Source organism: uncultured Thermosynechococcus sp., assembly GCF_937958135.1.
Taxonomy (GTDB): Bacteria; Cyanobacteriota; Cyanobacteriia; order Thermosynechococcales; family Thermosynechococcaceae; genus Thermosynechococcus.
The window spans coordinates 1-16,721 of record NZ_CALGOG010000073.1; the positions used below are offsets into that span (position 1 = coordinate 1).

Genomic DNA, 16,721 nt, shown 5'->3' on the forward strand with positions numbered 1-16,721 from the left:
CGAGCAGCACTCATGCCCACAATGTTGAATAGATGACGGTGACGCTCTTGGGGAACAAAGCTGTACACGGCTCCCTGCCACGCGATAAACGTGGTCTTGCCCGTCAAATCCGCCCGCACCCGCACCCAATCGCGGGCACTCAAGTATTTTTGCACAAATTCAACGGCAGGCATGGCTACTCCACAGGAATATTGGCAGCTTGCAATTGCACATCCTGATTCGGATAGCTAGCAAGGCGCAGTGTCAAGGTTTTTGTATTACCAAGGAGGCTTTTGGGGATAAGAATCGTGCCTTTGACCAGATCACTGCCAGCGGGCAATTCCGTCGGTAGGCCTTCAGTAAAGGCGCTCAAAAGGGCGCCTTTGTCATTTTTGATTTCGAGGAAGGTGTAGATAAACTGCACCCCTTGGCTACTGTCGTTCTTCAAGCGAACGTGCAGGGCTAAATCTTGGTCAATAGTGTCCACACGGCTAATTTCTAAGCGCACTCCCTTATCTTCAGCCACAATAGGCAATGTCCGACTTGCCTCTGATTTTGTTGCTGACGGTTCATTAGAGCTGGTGGGGGCAGGCACAATCTCGCGATCGCCAGAACTTTGGGTCATTTCGTCAATGCGAGCCTTGGTTTGGGCAATGATCTGTGCTTCGTCCAGAATGGGCGATCGCTCCCCTTGGCTTTGATCATTTGCATTCACGGCACTGCCAAGGATGGGATTCACCACCGGCTGGGATACACCGCGCAATGACTCTCGCCCCAAATGGTAGCCGATCAAAGCCGTGACAAGGGTAATGGCGGCGGTTGTACCGATCAAAACAAGGGAGGTAACAATTCCGGGATGAAGGGCACGCCGCATGGTTCTACTCCACCGAGGAGGGCTTCATCGAGGAAGAAACAGGGGGTAAGGGGGGCGGATTGTCGGGTAGCGCAAGGGTGGTATCCACATCCTCGGTATTAAGGCGCGATCGCACGCTCACAAGGAAGGTTTTAATCACCACGGCGATCGGCACTGCAATCAAGACCCCCACCAAGCCCGAAGCCCGCGCCCCCGTCAGAATTGCTAAAAAGACCCACACCGGATTCAGACCCGTAAAGCTGCCAATAATACGGGGAGCCACCACATTTTCAAGAAACTGCTGAAAGAGAAACGAAAATCCCGCCACCTTGAGGGAGAGCCAAACATCCTGAAGTGCCACCAGTAAACTAATGGAAATAATTCCCACCGTGCCGCCAAAGGGCACCAAGGCCATCACGCCAATGATCACCCCAAAGAGTAAGCCATAGGGTACCTTCAAAAAGATAAAAATTGTGGTCAAGCCAATGCCCATGCACAGCCCCAGCACCAATTGACCGATAAAATAGCTCTCAAAACTACGGCGAATGGTTTCTGAGACTGTGGGGCGCAGCGTATCGGGCAACCAACTGAGCAGACCCTCCCACAGTTCGTCACCGTGCTGAAGTAAATAGAAGGTGAGAACAACAGTCAAAATGAAATTAATCAGCACATCCACCACACTGCTCACCGTGCCCAAAATTAAATTCAGCGCCTCCCGCGCTAAGCTTTGCAGTTGATCCTTGAGTTTTTCCAGCAACTGGTTGGCAAGGGCATCCACATCTACCGTGACCGGTAAATTGAGGGAATCCACCCACAGCCCAAATTCCAAGAGTCGGCGTTGGCTAGAGTTAAACCACTCTGGCAGGCGGGCAATGAGCTGCTGCGCCTGATTAAAGAGATTGGGCACCACGACCAAGGCAATGATGGCAATCAAAACCAGTGCCAGCAGAAAGACAACCACTGCCGACGGCCCCCGCGGATTGCCCTGTTCTTCCATCCAGCGCACCGGATAGTTCAGCAAAAAGGCAAATAGGGAGGCAAGAACAAGCACCGCAACCAAAGGCCCGAAGAACTTGAGAACAGTGGCAAATGCCCAAAAATTGAGCGTCAGGATAGGCCCTGCCAAGCCAATAATTAGAAACCGACTGGCAATAGAAAGGCGATTCCACCAGTGACCCGAGGCCGCAGATTGGCTCATAGCTCTAAGCACAGTTGACGAAAGTGATTACCGCGTTCTTCAAAATTTTGATATTGGTCAAAGCTGGCACAGGCAGGGGAAAAGAGTACAGTTTTGATTGGGTACTGGGTCACCAGTTCAGCAGCCGCCGCCACTGCCCGATCCAGTGTCTCTATGATCTCATAATTTGTAAAGCCGATGGCTTCTAGACGCTGCGCAAACTGCGGTGCCGCTTCACCAATTAAGAGCACCCAAGCAACTTTTTCCTGAATTAAGTTGAGCCAAGCGCGATCATCCCCCTTTTTCGCCTGCCCACCGGCAATGAGAATCACAGGGCCGGTTACAGAACGCAACCCAATTTCGGCGGCGTCATAATTGGTGGCCTTACTGTCGTTGATCCACGCCACCTGTCGCCATTGGCGAATGCGCTCTAGACGATGGGGCACACCGTTAAACCCCGCCACCGCTTTGGCAATGGTTGCCGCAGGAATCCCCGCCAGGTGTGCCGCTGCCACCGCAAGCAGAAAGTTTTGCTGATTGTGTTGACCCGGCATCTGCAAGACATGGGTGGGCAGCAGAGGCTGATCCTGAACCCACACCTGATCCCCAGCAATATAGATGCCCTGGGCAATCCCCTTGGGTAGGGCGGCCGCCCCCTGGGTAGTGATCCACCAAGCTTGTGGCCAGCGATTGACCATGTGCTGACGCAGGTAGGGATCATCCCCATTGAGGATCACCTGTTTAGCCCCGTTCATTAGGTGGGCTTTGGTTTCCACATAGGCCTCAAGGGTGCCGTGGCGTTCCAAGTGATCCGGGGTGAGGGTGGTCCAAAGGGCAAATTGGGGTTGCAGGGGGGGGCTGGACTCCAATTGATAGCTACTAATCTCGGCAATCACCCAATCAAGGGTGTGGGCGGTTAAAGCCACCTCGCAAATACTATTGCCGATGTTGCCACAGGCGGGAGCATTGTACCCCGCTGCCTGAAAGATGGCAGCAGTGAGGGCGGTGGTGGTTGTTTTGCCGTTGGTGCCCGTAATACAGACCCACGGCAGATGGCCAAGGGCCTGCCACGCAATTGCCACTTCCCCCCGCACGGGGATGCCTGCTTGGCGAGCGGCAATCAAAGCGGGCGAGTTCCAAGGCACACCGGGACTAATGACAATTTCATGGGGTATTTGCAGGCCAACATGAGCAAGGGTTTGCAGATCAAAGTCGTAGTTGAGTTGAACGGCAATGCCTTCGGCTTCGAGGAGTTGCTGCTGGGATTGTAAGGCAGGGGTTTGGCGCCTATCACTCACCTCCACTTGCCAGCCTTGACGTTTCAGTAAACGGGCGGCGGCGATGCCAGAGCGACCGAGACCAATCACATGAACAGTTGGCATAGGATAAGTGGGGTGAATCCAATCCAGCAGGTACAGACTCCGGGCAGCAGTCCCTAGGGTGGTATCCTCAAGGTCAATGGAACCGCCTAGGCGATCGCTCCCACTGCATATTCCGTCTTAGACTCTATTATTGTCACATCGGGTAGAGAATAATGCTTGGTTTACGCGCAATTTGGCTCTGCGGTCTGCTGCTGACAAGCGGTGTCGGGGTCTTGTTTTTTGATGGTAGGCCCGCGATCGCCCGCCGCCGTGAAGCGCCTAAAGTGGTGCGAGTCACCGATGTTCAATTGCAGAGCGAGAATATTGCAGGTGTCTGGTACCACCGCCTAACGGGGCGGGTGCGCAACGAAACGGCCACACCAGCACGCAATGTCCAGATCTACTACGAAATCTATGACTCACCGAGCAAACGACTCCTCGAAGCGGGATTCACCCAGTTGCGCAATCGGGTGATTGATAGCGGGGCAGAGGCGGAGTTTTTGGTCACTCCCAATGTGGGCGGACGGGTGAAAATCACCCTGGTGGAATGGCTCAGTGGCGATCGCGAGTACCGTTCGTTTCAGCAAATGCAGGAATTTTCTCAATAGCTAGAGTGACCTATTGGGGCGTCTCGCTTGGCGTAGGGGATTCAGCCGTTATTTCCTGCACCCCAAAGGCCAGTACCCAGCCTTCCAGATTCTCTTTAGTGCGAACCTTGAGCCATTCGCCATCCTCGCTGCGCTCTAGGATGGTCACCACTTCATCAAAGGCCACACCCCCTAGGGCATTGGCCTCGCGACTGGGGCGATCGCGCAACCGCAAGCCGTCTCCATAAATAACCCGCCCTTCGGGCTGCGTTGGCGGCGAGGGAGTAGGGGTCGGTTCAGGGGGAGGGCTGCTTGAATTTGGCACTGGTTCTACTGGTTCTGGGGAACTTTGTGCCTCAACATTAGGACGCGGCGGTGACCAGAGCAAGTTAAAGACGAGGGGCGTAATGAGGGCTGCGGCCACAAGGGCAATCAAGCTGAAACCCAAAAAGATTCCCAAAAGCCATTGCAGTACACGTACAACTGGTTTCATGATCTAACGCCCTGTGGAGGGAGACAAGACCCGTGAGGCAAACCGTGCCCGCCCGGAGGCCGCCCATTCCTGTAACTGCTGCACTTGTTCGCGAGCGGTTCGTGCCAAGGGGACAATTTCACTGGCTGCCTGGAGGAGATCTTCGGTGGTAAAGTCGCGATCTTGGCTAAAGGCAAGGTGCATGGCTTCAATGATACATTGCTCAATTTCAGCCCCAGAAAAGTCAATGGTTTCGTAGGCTAGGCGCTCTAGATCGTAGTTTTGCAGGCGATCGCGCCGCACGCGACTGAGGTGCACTTCAAAAATTGCTCGCCGCTCCTCCACATTGGGCAGCCCCACAAAAAAGATTTCATCAAAGCGCCCCTTACGCAGCAATTCTGGGGGCAACACTTGAATGTTATTCGCCGTCGCCACCACAAAAACGGCGGAGGTCTTCTCGGCCAGCCAAGTGAGAATTGTGCCGAAAACGCGGCTACTGGTACCGCCATCCCCTCGACCATCAATGCCCGCAAAGGCTTTATCCATCTCATCAATCCAGAGAACACAGGGGGCTAGGGCTTCGGCAATCTGAATCATCTCACGGGTACGCGCTTCGGATTCCCCCACCAGACCCCCAAAGAGCCGCCCCACATCCAATCGCAACAGGGGCAAGTGCCATTGGTGGGCGATCGCCTTCGCTGTCAGGGACTTCCCCGTGCCCTGAATTCCCACCAGCAGCACCCCGCGCGGATAGGGTAGCCCATAGCGCCGTGCCCGCTCAGAAAAGGCACCGCCGCGCCGCAGCAACCATTCCTTAAGATTATCCAGACCGCCAATGTCGGCAATCGTCTCTTGAGTGGGGTAAAATTCAAGGACTTGAGTTTGCCGCAGAATTTGTCGCTTCTCCTCCAAGATCAGATCCACATGGCTGTTGTCCACCACACCGTGGAGGGCAATAATCCGACCAATGACGCGGCGAATTCGCTCAAGGGTCAAGCCCTGACAGGCTCGAACTAGCTCATCGAGGACGGGTTCTGAGGGAACATTGCCAAGGCTTTGGCAGAGCTTCACGAGTTCACAACGGATTTCCTCCCGTTGCGGCAAGGGGAACTCAACCACCGTAATCACATCCCGCAGTTCTGGGGGCAACTGCACTGTCGGCGCAAGCAGAATTAGGTTTTTGGGTTGGGACTTGAGCTGCCGTGCCAGGTTGCGCAGTTTGCGGGAGACCGCCACATCCTCAATAAAGCGATGAAAATCCCGCAGCAGAACCATTGCCGCTGCTGCTGGCGGTAGTTTTTCAACAAATTCAAGGGCACTGAGGGGATTGCGCTTGGCCGCCCCCACGTCGTTGGGATTGCCCTGATACCCCTCGACAAAATCCCAAATATAGATGGGGCGCTGATTCAGGCGATCGCTAATGGCGTGCAGTGTCGCCTCAAGGCGTTCTTCCTCTGTTGTGGCCACATACAACAGGGGATAGCGTGCCCGCAGCAACAGTTCAAGGTCAGACTGAGCATTCATGGCGATGGTTCCGACCGCTCCAGAGCCGCTTGCAGTTGCGCCAAGGCCGCCCAGCGTTGATCAATGGGAGTTTCCGCAGGAGTGGGGGGATGAATACCGCCACAATTGGGATCGCAGTACTTGGGGTAGGGCAGGGCAAGGCACAGTTGCTGGTAGAGCCAGTCGGCCAGATCAAGGTGACCGTTAGCAGGCAGGGTTTCCACGAGATCATCCTCGGGCTGACTGGTTGGAGTTTCCGCCAGCCAGATCAGTTCTGTGGTCGTGCACTCAAGGCGGTGGTTATAGTACTGCAAACAGCGATCGCAACAAAGAGTAACAATTGTCTGCACATCGGCACGCAGTTCTAAGTAGGTGTGGCGGTGAGTAGCGGTTACAATTCCTTGGATGGGAGTGAGTGTTGGCAACTCAGAAAAGTCGGTATCTACCCGCCACGCATAGGTCTGGGCAGGCAGCCGCAGCAATTCTGGAATAGCCAGCCAGTGGGCAGGAGTCACGCTAGGTTCCTTGAGTCATTTGATAGATTTCTTTTAGGAAGTGGAAACACTGTTCAGCCGTCATGGAGGTGGGCAGAAAGGTTGCCGCTGGAGAGTATTTTAACCGCAGTCGCCGAACGGCATCACTGTCCATTTCGCCCAATTGCACCAGACGCATTGACCAGTTGATAAAGGTTCGCTCTTCAATTGCCTTAAATTCAATCAGTTCGGCACTGTGGTGGCGCGGATCTTTGAGGATGCGAGCATAGGTTTCACTCACTTTCTGGCGATCGCCCTCTAGGGTTTGCAAAAACATCCCATTGCCGTAGCACAGGATTCCCGTAATGCCATCGCGCACATTGTTCACCTCTGACTTGGCCATGATGTCGCGCAGGTCTGGGTAGGATAGACCATCCGTGGCACAACTAAGATAGAGCAGGCGATGTAGTCTCATGGCTTTTCGGTTCTCGATCGGACACAACCAATTTTTATTATCCCATGAAAAGGAACATTGCTAAAGACGGCTAAAACACTTTTGCCGGCAAGCTCCTCAGGCTGCCGGTCTGTTGTTGCAAAGAATCGAGTTTCAGACTGTTTTTGATCTGTATCATCTATTTGTATTTTTATTTGTATTTTTGAGATTTATTCCATTGCAGACCAAAGCCTTGGGTATGGTTTTGCATTGAATCAACAGATCTGGGAATGTGATTGACAATTGGATAAACAGAGCCACTCTCAACGATAGTATGCAGCATCATCCTTGCCGAGTGGTGCTTTCGTTTGGGGATCGACGAAAGGAATGGAGATAGTCATTAATTAACTCCTCAAAAAGATGGTTTTTAGGGGATTGATATAAAACTCACCTGTCTGGAATAGGCTGTACAGCCGCAGGGCATAGTAGCCCAGATAAATGCCCCCCAGCCACCACCAGGTTTGAATGCGGCTATTGAAGAAGTGAAAGGGGGGGTGTGGCAAGCGGCGGCCGGTTTTCAGTTCTAGACCCATTAAAACAGCAGCCCCTGCAAATGCCAAAAATAGGACAGGGCCAAACAGGTGCATGCGCAGGGCATTTTCAAAGTCGCCGCGGGCGATCGCCAGAAAAGAGCGGGTCAGGCCACACCCTGGACAGGGAATGCCCGTGATTGCCCGAAAGGGACAGAGTAAAAAAGGCGGCGTCCCTGTGTGATTGAACAGAACTGCCCCCACCAAAGGGGCGGTGGTCAGTCCCAAAAAGCCCCAGCGGCTCAGGCGTTCCTGCTTGGATAAAACGGCATCAGAGAAACGCAGCATCGGTTTCCTCATTTTCAGCTTTCGCCAACAATCGCTGCTCCCATTCTGCCGCAAAGGCCGCAAATCGCTCCTCTAAAATGGCTTGGCGTGCCGCCTGCGTGAAGCGAATCAGTTCTGTCACATTATGGATTGAGAGGAGGGTATAGGCCAGTAACTCCTTGGCGCGAACTAGATGACTGAGGTAGGCGCGACTAAAGTTAGCGCAAGTGTAGCAGGGACAGGTGGCATCCAGCGGCTCATAGTCGCGGCGAAAGCGGGCATTTTTTAGGTTCCAGCGTTGCCCTTGAACGATGGCACAGCCATGGCGGGCTAACCGCGTGGGAATTACACAATCAAACAGATCGACCCCGGCAGCGATCGCCCGCAACATTTCCAAGTGGGTGCCGACCCCCATCAAATAGCGGGGCTTGTGAGCCGGCAAGAGGGGAGCTGTCACCGCCACTATCTCATGCATGGCCCAGTTGGGTTCGCCCACACTGACGCCCCCAATGGCATAGCCCGGCAGGTCATAGGGCACCATGGCCTCGACACATTCTCGCCGCAGGTCGGCATAGATACCCCCTTGAACAATAGCAAAGAGGGCTTGATCAGAGCGTTGCTTGCTGGCTATACAGCGCTCTAACCAATGCAGTGTGCGTTGCGTGGCTTGAGTGACCGCCTCACGGCTAGCAGGGTAGGGGGGACACTCATCAAAGGCCATGATTACATCTGCCCCCAAAGCCTCTTGGATGGCGATCGCCTGCTCCGGCGACAATTCAATGATTTGGCCATCGTGGGGCGAACGAAAGACCACCCCCTGATCGGAAACTTGCCGCAGTTCACTGAGGCTAAAGACCTGAAAGCCCCCCGAATCCGTGAGAATAGGCCCTGACCAGCCCATAAAACGGTGCAGTCCCCCCGCTGCGGCCACAATGTCCTCCCCCGGTTGTAGATGCAAGTGGTAGGTATTGGCCAACACCATTTGCGCACCCGCCGCCTTGAGGTGCTCTGGGGTGAGAGTTTTCACATTGGCCAAAGTGCCCACGGGCATAAAACGCGGCGTTGCCACCGTGCCATGGGGCGTGTGAAACAGACCTGCCCGAGCTTGAGTGTGGGCACATTCCTGCTGGCGGATAAATTCAAACACGCTGGTGGCTCCCCAAGAGGGCGTAAAAATGTTACCAAATGCCTAGACAAACCCACAATCACTGATCTATGATTAGAGCTTGTGACCAAAAACGGATACTGAGTGGGTGCGATTGCCTCAATCCCCTTAAGTCCATGGTTCCACGGATCCAGGGGTGGCAGCGTGTTCGCAACCGCCAATCACAGCCTTGCCACCTTTATCTGCGCCTGTCCTCGATCAACGATGGATGCCCCCTGAGCGTCATCGTCTTGACCGTGTAACTGCTGGGTCAATCCACCATTCCTAACTGTAGGAATCTGCTGAGGTGGAGCCTATAAGCCGCCTCTTGCTGTTTTGTTGTGATTCGTATTTTATAAGGAACGCGATCGTGACAGTTGGTATTTTAGGGACAAAGTTGGGCATGACCCAAATCTTTGACGAGGCGGGTCGATCTGTCCCCATTACGGTGGTACAAGCGGGGCCGTGTCCGATCACACAAATTAAAACCCCCCAAACCGACGGCTACACGGCGATTCAAGTTGCCTATGGCGAAGTGCGGGAGAAAAACCTGAGCCGACCGGAGCGCGGCCACCTCAACAAATCACAAACGCCCCCCATGCGCCATCTGCGGGAGTTTCGCCTTGAGGATGCCTCTGCCTACCAATTGGGGCAGACCATTACCGTTGATATTTTTAGTCCAGGACAGCTGGTGGATGTTCGCGGCACCAGCATTGGCCGAGGTTTTGCCGGTTATCAAAAACGCCACAATTTTAAGCGCGGTCCCATGGCTCACGGCTCCAAAAACCACCGCCTGCCTGGTTCCACGGGGGCAGGAACAACTCCAGGGCGCGTCTTTCCCGGCAAGCGAATGGCAGGTCGCATGGGCAATACGGCCGTTACTATCCGCAAGTTGCAGGTGGTTCGCGTTGATCCTGAGCGCAACTTGATTCTAATTAAAGGGGCACTACCGGGCAAACCCGGAGCTTTAGTGAGTATTACCCCCGCCAAGGTGGTTGGTCGCAAGTAAGGGCTGGAGAGTAGTCATGGTTGTATGTGTAGTGAAAGACTGGCAGGGCGCCGCGAGTGGCGAAGCCACCCTTGATCTTCGGACGGCAAAACCTGAAACCGCCAGTCATATTGTGCATCGCGCCCTTGTGCGGCAGTTGGCCAATGCTCGTCAGGGAACCGTTTCCACTAAAACCCGTGCAGAGGTGCGCGGTGGCGGTCGTAAGCCTTGGCGGCAAAAGGGAACAGGGCGCGCCCGGGCCGGTTCTATTCGTTCTCCCCTTTGGCGGGGTGGCGGTGTCATCTTTGGTCCTAAGCCCCGCGACTATAGCCAAAAAATGAATCGTAAGGAGCGGCGGCTTGCCCTGCGCACAGCTCTGATGAGCCGAGTTGAAGACTTGATCGTGGTTCAGGACTTTGCCGAGCATTTGCCGCGTCCGAAAACGAAGGAGTTGGTGACGGCTCTGCAACGCTGGGGCATTGAACCAGAGCAAAAAGTGCTGCTACTGGTAGAAGATGTTGCCGAAATGGTGGCACTCTCGGCACGAAATGTGCCCACCCTGAAGCTGCTGCGTGCCGATCAGTTGAATGTTTTTGATTTACTCTATGCCGATCGCATTGTTGCTACCACAGGCGCGATCGCCAAAATCCAGGAGGTGTACGGTGACTAAAGTCCAACCCCGCGCCCTTGCGGATCTCATCAAGCGCCCCATCATCACAGAGAAGGCCACAGTTTTACTGGAAAACAACCAATACACCTTTGATGTGGATCGGCGCGCCACCAAGCCGCAAATCAAAGCCGCGATTGAGGAACTCTTCAACGTCAAGGTGACGGCAGTGAATACCTATCACCTGCCCCCAAAAGAGCGCCGCGTGGGTCGGTTTGTTGGGCAGCGTCCTCGTTACAAGCGGGCGATCGTCACCCTTGCCCCCGACAGCAAGATCGTTCTCTTCCCCGAAGTTTAACGGAGTAGATCATGGGCATTCGTGTTTACCGACCCTATACCCCCGGCGTTCGCCAGAAAACTGTTTCTGACTTTGCGGAAATTACGACCGACAAGCCTGAAAAGTCCCTGACCCGTGGTTTCAAGCGGGACAAAGGCCGCAACAATCGCGGTGTGATTACCAGTCGGCGACGGGGTGGCGGCCACAAACGTCGCTATCGAGTTATTGATTTTCGCCGCAGCAGCAAGCTCAATGTTCCTGCTAAAGTAGCAACTGTGGAGTACGATCCCAATCGCAATGCCCGCATTGCCCTACTCCACTATCGCGATGGGGAAAAACGCTACATCATCCATCCTCGGGATTTGACTCCCGGCACCGAAATTATTGCCAGTCCCGATGCCCCCATTGAGGTGGGTAATGCCCTGCCCTTGGGCAAAATTCCACTTGGGACTAGCGTTCACAATGTAGAAATTACCCCCGGTCGTGGTGCGCAAATGGTGCGTGCTGCGGGTGCCATGGCTCAAGTGGTCGCCAAAGAAGGGGATATGGTGACCCTTAAGCTTCCCTCGGGTGAAGTGCGGCTCTTCCGTAAGGAGTGCTACGCCACTATTGGCCAGGTGGGGAATGTTGAAGCAAACAACATCAGCTTGGGGAAAGCGGGTCGTAACCGCTGGAAAGGTCGTCGTCCGAAGGTGCGCGGTTCGGCGATGAACCCGGTGGATCACCCCCACGGTGGTGGGGAAGGGCGTGCCCCCATTGGTCGTCCGGGACCTGTCACTCCTTGGGGTAAACCCACCCTTGGCTACAAAACTCGCAAGAAGAAAAAACTCAGCGATGCTCTCATTGTGCGCCGTCGCAAGAAGTCTTCTAAGCGGGGTCGCGGTGGTCGTCAGTCTTAGGTTTTTGTGGAGAAGTTAGGTTATGGGACGTTCGTTAAAAAAAGGCCCTTTTGTGGCAGATCATCTCCTACGCAAGATTGAAGCCCTCAATGAGCGCAATGCCAAAGAAGTGATCAAAACGTGGTCGCGTGCCTCAACGATTGTGCCGGAAATGATTGGCCATACGATTGCCGTCCACAACGGCAAGCAGCACGTGCCGGTGTACATCACTGAGCAGATGGTGGGTCACAAACTAGGGGAATTTGCTCCCACCCGCAACTTCCGCAGTCATGCTAAGGGCGATAAAAAAGCCCGCCAATGATTCTCTTGTTCACGTCTGGGATAGCCGTCTATGGTTTCTACCTCTTCTCCTACTGCCCGTGCCTGCGCCAAGTATGTCCGCATGTCACCCCACAAGGTGCGGCGGGTACTGGATCAACTGCGGGGTCGCACCTACCGCGATGCCCTCATTATGCTGCGCTTTATGCCCTATCGTGCCTGCGAGCCGATTACAAAGGTCTTGCGATCGGCGGCGGCCAATGCCACCCACAATTTAGGCTTAGATCCCGCCACCTTGGTCATTAGTCAAGCCTATGCCGATCAAGGCCCTTGCCTGAAGCGGTTCCGTCCTCGCGCCCAAGGCCGCGCTTACCAAATTCGCAAGCCCACCTGCCACATCACCATTGCTGTGGCGCCCCAAACCACCGCTGACGAATCGTAGAAGGATACCACCGTGGGACAGAAGATTCACCCAATTGGCTTTCGCCTCGGCATTACCCAAGAACATCGCTCCTGCTGGTACGCCAATAGCGATCGCTATCCAGAGCTACTGCAGGAGGACCACCGCATTCGCACGTTTATTAACAAGCAACTGGCCAACGCCGGCATTGCGGAAGTGCGCATCGAGCGCAAAGCAGATCAAATAGAGCTGCAAATTCGCACCGCCCGTCCCGGTGTGGTCGTTGGTAAAGGCGGCCAAGGGATTGAGGAACTGCGCAAGCAACTGCGGCAGATGCTCCCCAGTAATCGCACCATTAAAGTCAACGTGGTGGAAGTTAACCGCGTGGATGCTGAAGCCAGTCTTTTGGCAGAATATATTACCCAGCAACTAGAGCGGCGGGTGGCCTTCCGCCGAGTCGTGCGCCAAGCGATTCAGCGGGCACAGCGAGCGGGAGTTGAGGGCATTAAAGTCCAAGTGGCGGGTCGCCTGAATGGGGCAGAAATTGCCCGCACTGAATGGACACGGGAAGGGCGAGTCCCCCTACATACCTTGCGGGCAGACATTGACTACGCCTACCGCACAGCGCGCACCATCTACGGCATTTTAGGCGTGAAGGTGTGGCTCTTCAAAGGCGAAGTCCTGCCGGGACAAACTGAAGCAGTGACACGGGAACCCAGCCGCCGCAGTCCCCAACGCCGCCTACCCCAATTTGAAAATCGCTCTAACTAATAGGAAAGCCAGCGATGTTAAGTCCAAAGCGTACAAAATTTCGCAAACAGCAGCGGGGTCGCATGACGGGGGTTGCCAGTCGTGGCAACTCCATCCACTTTGGCGACTATGCCCTCCAAGCCCTTGAGCCCGCGTGGATCACCTCACGACAAATTGAAGCAGGCCGTCGCGCCATGACCCGCTACATCCGCCGCGGTGGCAAAATCTGGATTCGCATTTTCCCCGATAAGCCTGTGACGATGCGGCCAGCGGAAACACGGATGGGGTCAGGGAAAGGCTCACCGGAGTACTGGGTGGCGGTAGTTAAGCCCGGTCGCATTATGTATGAAATTGCCGGTGTGCCGGAGGCCATTGCCCGTGAAGCGCTGCGTCTTGCCGCCTACAAAATGCCGATCAAGACCCGTTTTCTGATGCGCAATCAAGAAGAGGAACAACAGGAGGGTTAAAGATGGCACTGACGAAAATGAAAGATCTACGAAAACTCAGTGATCAAGAGGTGAGCGATCGCATTGCTGCGATTAAGAAAGAACTCTTTGAGCTGCGCTTCAAAAAAGCTACCCGCCAAGCGGTCAAGCCCCATCAATTTAAGCATCTGCGCCATGAGTTGGCACAGCTTTTAACCCTTGAGAATGAACGTCGCCGCAGTGGAGGCCAAAGCTAATGGCAGTAAAAGAACGTGTTGGCGTTGTTGTCAGCGACAAAATGCAAAAAACCGTCGTCGTTGCCGTCGAAAACCGCGCCCCCCATCCTAAGTACGGCAAAATTGTCGTCAAAACCCGCCGCTACAAAGCCCATGATGAAAACAACGAAGCTAAAGTGGGCGATCGCGTGCGCATTCGGGAAACCCGTCCCCTGAGTCGCACCAAGCGTTGGGTCATTGCCGAGATTCTCAGTCCTCGCACTGCCTAAGGAGAGCCAGCATGATTCAACAGGAAACCTATCTCAACGTTGCCGATAATAGCGGCGCTAAAAAGCTCCTCTGTATTCGCGTCCTCGGCGGCAGCAACCGTCGCTACGGCAGTGTTGGCGATGTGATCATTGCCACCGTCAAAGACGCCATCCCGAATATGGCAGTGAAAAAATCCGACGTGGTTCGCGCTGTGATTGTGCGCACCCGCAAAACCATTCGCCGCGAAAGTGGCATGAGCATTCGCTTTGACGACAATGCTGCTGTCTTGATTAACCAAGATGGCAACCCTCGCGGCACCCGTGTCTTTGGTCCGGTGGCGCGGGAACTGCGGGATAAAAACTTCACGAAAATTGTTTCATTGGCACCGGAGGTACTCTAATGGCGGCCAAGAAAGCAAACAAAAAGCCTGTGCGCTATCGTATGCACGTGAAAAAAGGGGACACGGTTCAAGTTATTGCTGGCAGGGACAAAGCTAAAGTGGGTGAAGTCCTTGCTGTTTTCCCCAAGACCAGTCAAGTGATTGTCAAAGGGGTGAACCTGAAAACCAAACACGTCAAGCCCCGCCAAGAGGGAGAATCCGGGCAAATTATCACCAAAGAGGCACCGATCTACAGTTGCAAGGTGATGCTCTACTCCACCAAGCACAACGTTGCCAGCCGCATCTGCTATACCTACACCGAAGATGGCCGTAAGGTACGGATGCTTAAAAAAACCGGTGAAATTATTGACTAGGTCTAACTTATTTCCCCCTCTCTGACCCAGCCCAGAGAACGTCCCTAGGAGAAGCCCTATGCCCCAACGCCTCAAAGATCACTATAACAAGACCGTTGTGCCTCAGCTCATGCAGCAATTCCAGTACAAAAACATTCACCAAGTGCCCAAGATTGTCAAAATAACTGTCAACCGAGGGCTTGGTGAAGCAGCACAAAATGCCAAAGCCCTTGAAGCCACACTGGCGGAAATTGCCATGATTACAGGCCAAAAGCCCGTAGTCACCCGTGCCAAGAAGGCGATCGCCGGCTTCAAGATTCGCAAAGGCATGCCCGTAGGGGTGGCGGTGACGCTGCGCTCCGAGCGCATGTATGCCTTTTTGGATCGGTTGATTAACTTGGCACTGCCACGAATTCGTGATTTTCGCGGTGTCAACCCCAAAAGCTTTGATGGGCGGGGCAACTACACCCTAGGCTTGCGCGAGCAACTGATTTTCCCCGAAGTCAACTACGACGACATTGATCAAATTCGCGGCATGGATGTCTCAATCATCACCACTGCCAATACTGATGAAGAGGGACGCGCCCTGCTCAAAGCAATGGGCATGCCGTTCCGTGAGAACTAACGCCGCAGGCAGATTTTTAAGGAGCAACTATGGCAGTAAATGACACGATTGGCGATATGCTAACTCGCATCCGCAACGCAAACCTTGCGCGGCATCAAACCACCACAGTTCCGGCCACGCGCATGACCCGCAGTATTGCGCAGGTACTGAAAGCGGAAGGGTTTATTCGCGATTTTGAAGAGCAAGGGGACGGCGTTAAACGGCAGCTTGTGGTTTCCCTCAAATATCGCGGCAAGCAGCGCCAGCCGGTTATTACTGCGCTCAAGCGGGTGAGCAAACCCGGTCTGCGCGTCTATGCCAATTCCCGTGAGTTGCCCAGGGTGCTCGGTGGCATCGGCATTGCCATTATCTCCACCTCCAGCGGCATTATGACCGATCGCGAGGCACGGAAGCAGGGCATTGGCGGCGAAGTACTCTGTTACGTTTGGTAAGCTCGGAGGAAGTCCCACATGTCTCGTATCGGCAAGCGTCCCATCCCTCTGCCCAAAAATGTCACCCTCACCCTAGAGGGGCAGCAGGTCACAGTCAAAGGCCCCAAGGGTCAACTTAGCCGCGTTTTTCCGCCCGAGGTAAGTGTTGCCCAAGAAGGGGAAACCATTGTGGTTAAACGCCGCGATGACTCTCGCCCGGCCAAAGAACGCCATGGCCTCTGCCGCACACTCTTGGCCAACATGGTGGAAGGCGTCTCCCAAGGATTTACAAAAAAGCTGGAGATTCAAGGAGTTGGTTACCGTGCCCAACTCCAAGGTAAAACCCTTGTTCTGAACATGGGCTATAGCCACCCCGTTGAGATTGTGCCACCCGAGGGCATTACCCTAGAAATTGAGGACAACCAAGGTAAAAAAGTACAGCAAGGCACGATTATCCTTGTGAGTGGTATTGATAAAGAACTGGTGGGCAACACCACTGCCCGTATTCGCGCCGTACGTCCCCCTGAACCCTACAAGGGCAAGGGTATTCGCTATATGGGTGAATTTGTGCGTCGTAAAGTTGGTAAGACAGGGAAGAAATAGATGAAGAAAACTCGTACTGCGGCTCGCCAAAGTCGGCATCAGCGCATTCGCCGCAAAGTCAAAGGTACCGGCGATCGCCCCCGCCTCGCTGTGTTTCGTTCCCATCAGCACATCTATGCCCAAGTGATTGATGATACTCGCCACCACACCCTCGTGGCTGCTTCCAGTCTTGAGCCAGAACTGCGGCAGAAACTGGGGGATGGCAGCACCTGTGCCGCCTCCATCGAAGTGGGGCGACTCATTGCAGAGCGTGCCAAAGCTGCTGGTATTGAGCGCGTTGTCTTTGATCGCGGTGGCAATCTCTACCATGGTCGTATTAAGGCCTTGGCGGATGCTGCCCGTGAAGCTGGACTAGACTTTTAG

General features: G+C 54.4%; 27 protein-coding genes. 17 read left to right on the top strand and 10 right to left on the bottom strand.

Translation table 11 applies throughout. The features are described 5' to 3' along the window. The 4 genes from Q0711_RS08970 to murD form a co-directional block, all read right to left on the bottom strand. On the bottom strand, nt 1-173 hold a 173-nt coding region (locus tag Q0711_RS08970; protein WP_299042347.1), incomplete at its 3' end, for a DUF1838 family protein. A gap of 2 nt (nt 174-175) precedes the next feature. Next, on the bottom strand, nt 176-853 hold the full coding sequence (locus tag Q0711_RS08975; RefSeq protein WP_299042330.1) for a hypothetical protein: 678 nt from the start codon (nt 851-853) through the stop codon (nt 176-178). 4 nt (nt 854-857) lie between these two features. Further along, a complete protein-coding gene (locus Q0711_RS08980) occupies nt 858-2,030 on the bottom strand; it encodes an AI-2E family transporter (RefSeq protein ID WP_298617064.1) in 1,173 nt (390 codons plus the stop codon). After that, nucleotides 2,027-3,391: a UDP-N-acetylmuramoyl-L-alanine--D-glutamate ligase gene (gene murD, locus Q0711_RS08985; RefSeq protein WP_298617063.1), complete on the bottom strand. Its 1,365-nt coding sequence runs from the start codon at nt 3,389-3,391 to the stop codon at nt 2,027-2,029. The genes Q0711_RS08980 and murD overlap by 4 nt, the downstream gene beginning before the upstream one ends. A gap of 152 nt (nt 3,392-3,543) precedes the next feature. Here murD and Q0711_RS08990 point away from each other — a divergent pair, with 152 nt between their 5' ends. Next, nucleotides 3,544-3,978, top strand: a complete 435-nt coding sequence (locus Q0711_RS08990) for a hypothetical protein (protein WP_298613652.1) — start codon at nt 3,544-3,546, stop codon at nt 3,976-3,978. A gap of 10 nt (nt 3,979-3,988) precedes the next feature. Here Q0711_RS08990 and Q0711_RS08995 read toward each other — a convergent pair whose 3' ends face one another. The 6 genes from Q0711_RS08995 to tgt form a co-directional block, all read right to left on the bottom strand. Continuing rightward, nucleotides 3,989-4,450, bottom strand: coding sequence for an SH3 domain-containing protein (locus tag Q0711_RS08995; protein WP_298613654.1), 462 nt, complete (start codon nt 4,448-4,450; stop codon nt 3,989-3,991). 3 nt (nt 4,451-4,453) lie between these two features. Further along, nucleotides 4,454-5,953 carry an AAA family ATPase gene (locus Q0711_RS09000; RefSeq protein ID WP_298617062.1) on the bottom strand — a complete coding sequence of 500 codons (1,500 nt, stop codon included), beginning with the start codon at nt 5,951-5,953 and terminating at the stop codon, nt 4,454-4,456. Next, a complete protein-coding gene (locus tag Q0711_RS09005; RefSeq protein WP_298613658.1) occupies nt 5,950-6,447 on the bottom strand; it encodes a YceD family protein in 498 nt (165 codons plus the stop codon). Before Q0711_RS09005 ends, Q0711_RS09000 begins: the two co-directional genes overlap by 4 nt. 1 nt (nt 6,448) lies before the next feature. Further along, nucleotides 6,449-6,880 carry a BLUF domain-containing protein gene (locus Q0711_RS09010; RefSeq protein ID WP_298613660.1) on the bottom strand — a complete coding sequence of 144 codons (432 nt, stop codon included), beginning with the start codon at nt 6,878-6,880 and terminating at the stop codon, nt 6,449-6,451. Between the two features lie 362 nt (nt 6,881-7,242). Next, the gene (locus Q0711_RS09015) at nt 7,243-7,716 is read right to left on the bottom strand and encodes a DUF2752 domain-containing protein (RefSeq protein WP_299042334.1); all 474 of its coding nucleotides are present in this window, start codon (nt 7,714-7,716) and stop codon (nt 7,243-7,245) included. Beyond that, the gene (gene tgt, locus Q0711_RS09020) at nt 7,700-8,842 is read right to left on the bottom strand and encodes a tRNA guanosine(34) transglycosylase Tgt (protein ID WP_298613664.1); all 1,143 of its coding nucleotides are present in this window, start codon (nt 8,840-8,842) and stop codon (nt 7,700-7,702) included. The genes Q0711_RS09015 and tgt overlap by 17 nt, the downstream gene beginning before the upstream one ends. 367 nt (nt 8,843-9,209) lie before the next feature. Between tgt and rplC the strand changes: the two genes are divergently transcribed. Genes rplC through rplR form a run of 16 tightly spaced genes read left to right on the top strand, consistent with a single transcriptional unit; the run spans nt 9,210 to nt 16,721 of the window. After that, nucleotides 9,210-9,848 (top strand): 50S ribosomal protein L3, encoded by a 639-nt coding sequence (gene rplC / locus Q0711_RS09025; RefSeq protein ID WP_298613666.1) that lies wholly within the window; start codon nt 9,210-9,212, stop codon nt 9,846-9,848. A 16-nt stretch (nt 9,849-9,864) separates the two neighbouring features. Further along, nucleotides 9,865-10,497 (top strand): 50S ribosomal protein L4, encoded by a 633-nt coding sequence (gene rplD, locus Q0711_RS09030; RefSeq protein ID WP_298613668.1) that lies wholly within the window; start codon nt 9,865-9,867, stop codon nt 10,495-10,497. Beyond that, entirely contained in the window at nt 10,490-10,792 is a 303-nt protein-coding gene (locus Q0711_RS09035) for a 50S ribosomal protein L23 (RefSeq protein ID WP_298613670.1), read from the top strand. The genes rplD and Q0711_RS09035 overlap by 8 nt, the downstream gene beginning before the upstream one ends. A gap of 11 nt (nt 10,793-10,803) precedes the next feature. After that, nucleotides 10,804-11,670, top strand: coding sequence for a 50S ribosomal protein L2 (gene rplB / locus Q0711_RS09040; protein WP_298613672.1), 867 nt, complete (start codon nt 10,804-10,806; stop codon nt 11,668-11,670). A gap of 22 nt (nt 11,671-11,692) precedes the next feature. Further along, nucleotides 11,693-11,971, top strand: a complete 279-nt coding sequence (rpsS, locus tag Q0711_RS09045) for a 30S ribosomal protein S19 (RefSeq protein ID WP_298613675.1) — start codon at nt 11,693-11,695, stop codon at nt 11,969-11,971. Between the two features lie 30 nt (nt 11,972-12,001). After that, nucleotides 12,002-12,370, top strand: a complete 369-nt coding sequence (gene rplV, locus Q0711_RS09050) for a 50S ribosomal protein L22 (RefSeq protein WP_298613677.1) — start codon at nt 12,002-12,004, stop codon at nt 12,368-12,370. 12 nt (nt 12,371-12,382) lie between these two features. Beyond that, a complete protein-coding gene (rpsC, locus tag Q0711_RS09055) occupies nt 12,383-13,099 on the top strand; it encodes a 30S ribosomal protein S3 (protein ID WP_298613679.1) in 717 nt (238 codons plus the stop codon). A 14-nt stretch (nt 13,100-13,113) separates the two neighbouring features. Continuing rightward, a complete protein-coding gene (rplP, locus tag Q0711_RS09060) occupies nt 13,114-13,545 on the top strand; it encodes a 50S ribosomal protein L16 (RefSeq protein ID WP_298613681.1) in 432 nt (143 codons plus the stop codon). A 2-nt stretch (nt 13,546-13,547) separates the two neighbouring features. After that, on the top strand, nt 13,548-13,760 hold the full coding sequence (rpmC, locus tag Q0711_RS09065) for a 50S ribosomal protein L29 (protein ID WP_298613683.1): 213 nt from the start codon (nt 13,548-13,550) through the stop codon (nt 13,758-13,760). Continuing rightward, nucleotides 13,760-14,008 (top strand): 30S ribosomal protein S17, encoded by a 249-nt coding sequence (rpsQ, locus tag Q0711_RS09070; RefSeq protein WP_011055945.1) that lies wholly within the window; start codon nt 13,760-13,762, stop codon nt 14,006-14,008. Before rpmC ends, rpsQ begins: the two co-directional genes overlap by 1 nt. Before the next feature lie 11 nt (nt 14,009-14,019). Further along, nucleotides 14,020-14,388, top strand: a complete 369-nt coding sequence (gene rplN, locus Q0711_RS09075; protein ID WP_298613686.1) for a 50S ribosomal protein L14 — start codon at nt 14,020-14,022, stop codon at nt 14,386-14,388. Then, nucleotides 14,388-14,741: a 50S ribosomal protein L24 gene (gene rplX / locus Q0711_RS09080; RefSeq protein ID WP_298613688.1), complete on the top strand. Its 354-nt coding sequence runs from the start codon at nt 14,388-14,390 to the stop codon at nt 14,739-14,741. The genes rplN and rplX overlap by 1 nt, the downstream gene beginning before the upstream one ends. A gap of 58 nt (nt 14,742-14,799) precedes the next feature. Continuing rightward, on the top strand, nt 14,800-15,345 hold the full coding sequence (gene rplE, locus Q0711_RS09085; protein ID WP_298613690.1) for a 50S ribosomal protein L5: 546 nt from the start codon (nt 14,800-14,802) through the stop codon (nt 15,343-15,345). A gap of 29 nt (nt 15,346-15,374) precedes the next feature. After that, a complete protein-coding gene (gene rpsH / locus Q0711_RS09090) occupies nt 15,375-15,776 on the top strand; it encodes a 30S ribosomal protein S8 (RefSeq protein ID WP_298613692.1) in 402 nt (133 codons plus the stop codon). Between the two features lie 18 nt (nt 15,777-15,794). Further along, a complete protein-coding gene (rplF, locus tag Q0711_RS09095) occupies nt 15,795-16,358 on the top strand; it encodes a 50S ribosomal protein L6 (RefSeq protein WP_298613694.1) in 564 nt (187 codons plus the stop codon). Next, nucleotides 16,359-16,721 (top strand): 50S ribosomal protein L18, encoded by a 363-nt coding sequence (gene rplR / locus Q0711_RS09100; RefSeq protein ID WP_298613696.1) that lies wholly within the window; start codon nt 16,359-16,361, stop codon nt 16,719-16,721. It abuts the gene before it with no gap.

Excerpts from the sequence above, each read along its gene's own strand:
- Q0711_RS08975 (WP_299042330.1), bottom strand. The coding sequence starts at position 853 with ATGCGGCGTGCCCTTCATCCCGGAATTGTTACCTCCCTTGTTTTGATC.
- Q0711_RS08980 (WP_298617064.1), bottom strand. The coding sequence starts at position 2,030 with ATGAGCCAATCTGCGGCCTCGGGTCACTGGTGGAATCGCCTTTCTATT.
- murD (WP_298617063.1), bottom strand. The coding sequence starts at position 3,391 with ATGCCAACTGTTCATGTGATTGGTCTCGGTCGCTCTGGCATCGCCGCC.
- Q0711_RS08990 (WP_298613652.1), top strand. The coding sequence starts at position 3,544 with ATGCTTGGTTTACGCGCAATTTGGCTCTGCGGTCTGCTGCTGACAAGC.
- Q0711_RS08995 (WP_298613654.1), bottom strand. The coding sequence starts at position 4,450 with ATGAAACCAGTTGTACGTGTACTGCAATGGCTTTTGGGAATCTTTTTG.
- Q0711_RS09000 (WP_298617062.1), bottom strand. The coding sequence starts at position 5,953 with ATGAATGCTCAGTCTGACCTTGAACTGTTGCTGCGGGCACGCTATCCC.
- Q0711_RS09010 (WP_298613660.1), bottom strand. The coding sequence starts at position 6,880 with ATGAGACTACATCGCCTGCTCTATCTTAGTTGTGCCACGGATGGTCTA.
- Q0711_RS09015 (WP_299042334.1), bottom strand. The coding sequence starts at position 7,716 with ATGCTGCGTTTCTCTGATGCCGTTTTATCCAAGCAGGAACGCCTGAGC.
- rplD (WP_298613668.1), top strand. The coding sequence starts at position 9,865 with ATGGTTGTATGTGTAGTGAAAGACTGGCAGGGCGCCGCGAGTGGCGAA.
- rplB (WP_298613672.1), top strand. The coding sequence starts at position 10,804 with ATGGGCATTCGTGTTTACCGACCCTATACCCCCGGCGTTCGCCAGAAA.
- rpsS (WP_298613675.1), top strand. The coding sequence starts at position 11,693 with ATGGGACGTTCGTTAAAAAAAGGCCCTTTTGTGGCAGATCATCTCCTA.
- rplV (WP_298613677.1), top strand. The coding sequence starts at position 12,002 with ATGGTTTCTACCTCTTCTCCTACTGCCCGTGCCTGCGCCAAGTATGTC.
- rplP (WP_298613681.1), top strand. The coding sequence starts at position 13,114 with ATGTTAAGTCCAAAGCGTACAAAATTTCGCAAACAGCAGCGGGGTCGC.
- rpmC (WP_298613683.1), top strand. The coding sequence starts at position 13,548 with ATGGCACTGACGAAAATGAAAGATCTACGAAAACTCAGTGATCAAGAG.
- rpsQ (WP_011055945.1), top strand. The coding sequence starts at position 13,760 with ATGGCAGTAAAAGAACGTGTTGGCGTTGTTGTCAGCGACAAAATGCAA.
- rplN (WP_298613686.1), top strand. The coding sequence starts at position 14,020 with ATGATTCAACAGGAAACCTATCTCAACGTTGCCGATAATAGCGGCGCT.
- rplX (WP_298613688.1), top strand. The coding sequence starts at position 14,388 with ATGGCGGCCAAGAAAGCAAACAAAAAGCCTGTGCGCTATCGTATGCAC.
- rplE (WP_298613690.1), top strand. The coding sequence starts at position 14,800 with ATGCCCCAACGCCTCAAAGATCACTATAACAAGACCGTTGTGCCTCAG.
- rpsH (WP_298613692.1), top strand. The coding sequence starts at position 15,375 with ATGGCAGTAAATGACACGATTGGCGATATGCTAACTCGCATCCGCAAC.
- rplF (WP_298613694.1), top strand. The coding sequence starts at position 15,795 with ATGTCTCGTATCGGCAAGCGTCCCATCCCTCTGCCCAAAAATGTCACC.
- rplR (WP_298613696.1), top strand. The coding sequence starts at position 16,359 with ATGAAGAAAACTCGTACTGCGGCTCGCCAAAGTCGGCATCAGCGCATT.